Below are 1,869 nucleotides of genomic sequence, written 5' to 3' on the forward strand. Positions count from 1 at the left end.
GCGATCCGCACGTCCGCGGGCGCGGCCTCCGCGAGATAGCCCGCCAGCAGGGCCCCGACGAACCCCGTGACCCCGAAGACGACCAGATCGTGCTCCCGCTGCGCGCTCATGCCCCGAGCATGCCCGGCGGGGGGCCCGGTCGCGCGCTGCCCGCCGGTTGACCGGCGGCACGGCGGGTAGGCCTTCCCTCATGCAGGGGGTCGAGGTGCTGCTCGCGGGCAGGGAGGAGGTCGTCGCCGGGTCGCTGTCGACGACGCTCCGGAGCCACGCGGGCGACGTCGTCCCCGACCGGCTGCAGGCCGCGGTGCACGGCAGAATGACCGAACCCGGTTGGGCGGAGGACCGACCCGCCGAGCCCGATCCCGGCCCGAGAGGAGCGCTGATGTCGGAGCCCGATCCGCAGGAGGGTGACTGGGCCCCGTCCGCGGTGGTCGGCGAGTTCGTCTCGCTCGCCCGGACCCTGCTCGACGCACCCACCGTCCAGGACGTGCTGGACCGGATCAGCGAGGCCACGGTGCGGGTGGTCCGCGGCGCGGACGTCGTGAGCGTCTCGCTGCGCAACGCCGAGGGCCTGCTGGACACCCCGGCCACCACGGACCCGATCGGGGCGCGGCTCGACGAGCTGCAGAACGAGTTCGACCAGGGCCCGTGTCTCGACGCGAGCCGCCGCCCCGGCCTGGGGGTGTTCTCCTCCTCGGACCTGGGAGCGGGCGAGGTGTTCGACAAGTGGGGACCCGCCGCGGCCGAGCTGGGGATCCAGAGCTGCCTGGCGACCGGGATGTTCCCGGCCCAGGAGCCGCCGCGCATCGGGTCGCTCAACATCTACTCGCGCCGCGTCGGCGGGCTCGACGAGGCCGACCGCGACGCCGCCCTGGTCCTGGCCGCACACGCCTCGACCGCCCTCGCGGGCAGGCTCGCCACCAGCCGCGCCGAGCTCCGGACCGCGCAGCTCGAGGAGGCCCTGCGGTCGCGGGACGTGATCGGCCAGGCCAAGGGCATCCTCATGGAGCGCCGGGACATCGACGCGGACGAGGCCTTCGGCGTGCTGCGCGCGGCCTCGCAGTCGCTGAACGTCAAGCTCGCCACCGTCGCCGAGACGCTGGCCACCCGTCGTGGGGAGCTCTGAGCGACGAGTCCGTGGCCGCCGCCCGGGGGGCCGCGCGCCGCACCACCAGGAGCACGGCGACGGCCAGCAGACCGACGAGCGGATGCACCAGCCGGTCCCGCATGTCGACGGGGATCGCGCCCACCAGGGTGGTGCCGTCGACCAGCTCGGACAGGGTGGCGAGCAGGTACATCGCCCCGACCACGCCGACCGCGGGCAGCGTGAGGCGGGGCGCGGCGAGGCCCGCCAGCACGATCGCCACCACCACGAGCTGCCAGACCGAGCGCCATCCGGTCCCGGGCAGCTCCCAGCCCGCCCCGCCGAGCAGGGTCGTGAGCGCGCGGATGCCGAAGAGCAGGCCCACCGCCGTCAGGTACCAGGCCGCGAGCCCGAAGCGGGCGGTGAGCAGGGAACGGGTCACGACGACCTCCGCGAGGATTGATGCCAGGGTGGCAGTAGTGCGCGGGGTTAGAGTGCCACAGTGGCAGTAACGGCGGAAGGTGCACCGCGCAGGCGTCGGACGCCGGAGGTCGCGCGGGGCGAGATCCTCGCGGCGGCACGCGAGGTGCTGGAGGCGGGCGGGGAGCTCAGCGTCGCCGCCGTCATGACCCGGACCGATATGACCCGCAAGACCTTCTACGTGCACTTCCACGATCTCGGCGAGCTGATCGTCGCCCTGGTCCGGCCGTTGCGCACGGAGCTCGACGCGGCCGTCGGGGCCTGGCGGGCGGCGGCCGATCCCGTCGCCACGGGGCGGGCCGCGC

Annotated in this window: 3 protein-coding genes; 2 read left to right on the plus strand and 1 reads right to left on the minus strand. The window is 74.7% G+C overall.

The window, feature by feature from the left end; genetic code table 11:
* The first annotated feature begins 190 nt into the window (after window positions 1-190).
* Window positions 191-1,126, plus strand: a complete 936-nt coding sequence (locus H5J29_RS31095; RefSeq protein ID WP_246394525.1) for a GAF and ANTAR domain-containing protein — start codon at window positions 191-193, stop codon at window positions 1,124-1,126.
* Here H5J29_RS31095 and H5J29_RS31100 read toward each other — a convergent pair.
* On the minus strand, window positions 1,074-1,526 hold the full coding sequence (locus tag H5J29_RS31100) for a hypothetical protein (protein WP_181784507.1): 453 nt from the start codon (window positions 1,524-1,526) through the stop codon (window positions 1,074-1,076). The two genes, H5J29_RS31095 and H5J29_RS31100, sit on opposite strands and share 53 nt — an antisense overlap.
* Before the next feature lie 60 nt (window positions 1,527-1,586).
* On the opposite strand from H5J29_RS31100, the gene H5J29_RS31105 reads away from it, so the two are divergent.
* A partial coding sequence (locus H5J29_RS31105; protein WP_220188163.1) for a TetR/AcrR family transcriptional regulator occupies window positions 1,587-1,869 on the plus strand: 283 nt, incomplete at its 3' end.

This window comes from Pseudonocardia pini, assembly GCF_013870575.1.
Lineage (GTDB): Bacteria > Actinomycetota > Actinomycetes > Mycobacteriales > Pseudonocardiaceae > Pseudonocardia > Pseudonocardia pini.

Excerpts from the sequence above, each read along its gene's own strand:
- H5J29_RS31095 (WP_246394525.1), top strand. The coding sequence starts at position 191 with ATGCAGGGGGTCGAGGTGCTGCTCGCGGGCAGGGAGGAGGTCGTCGCC.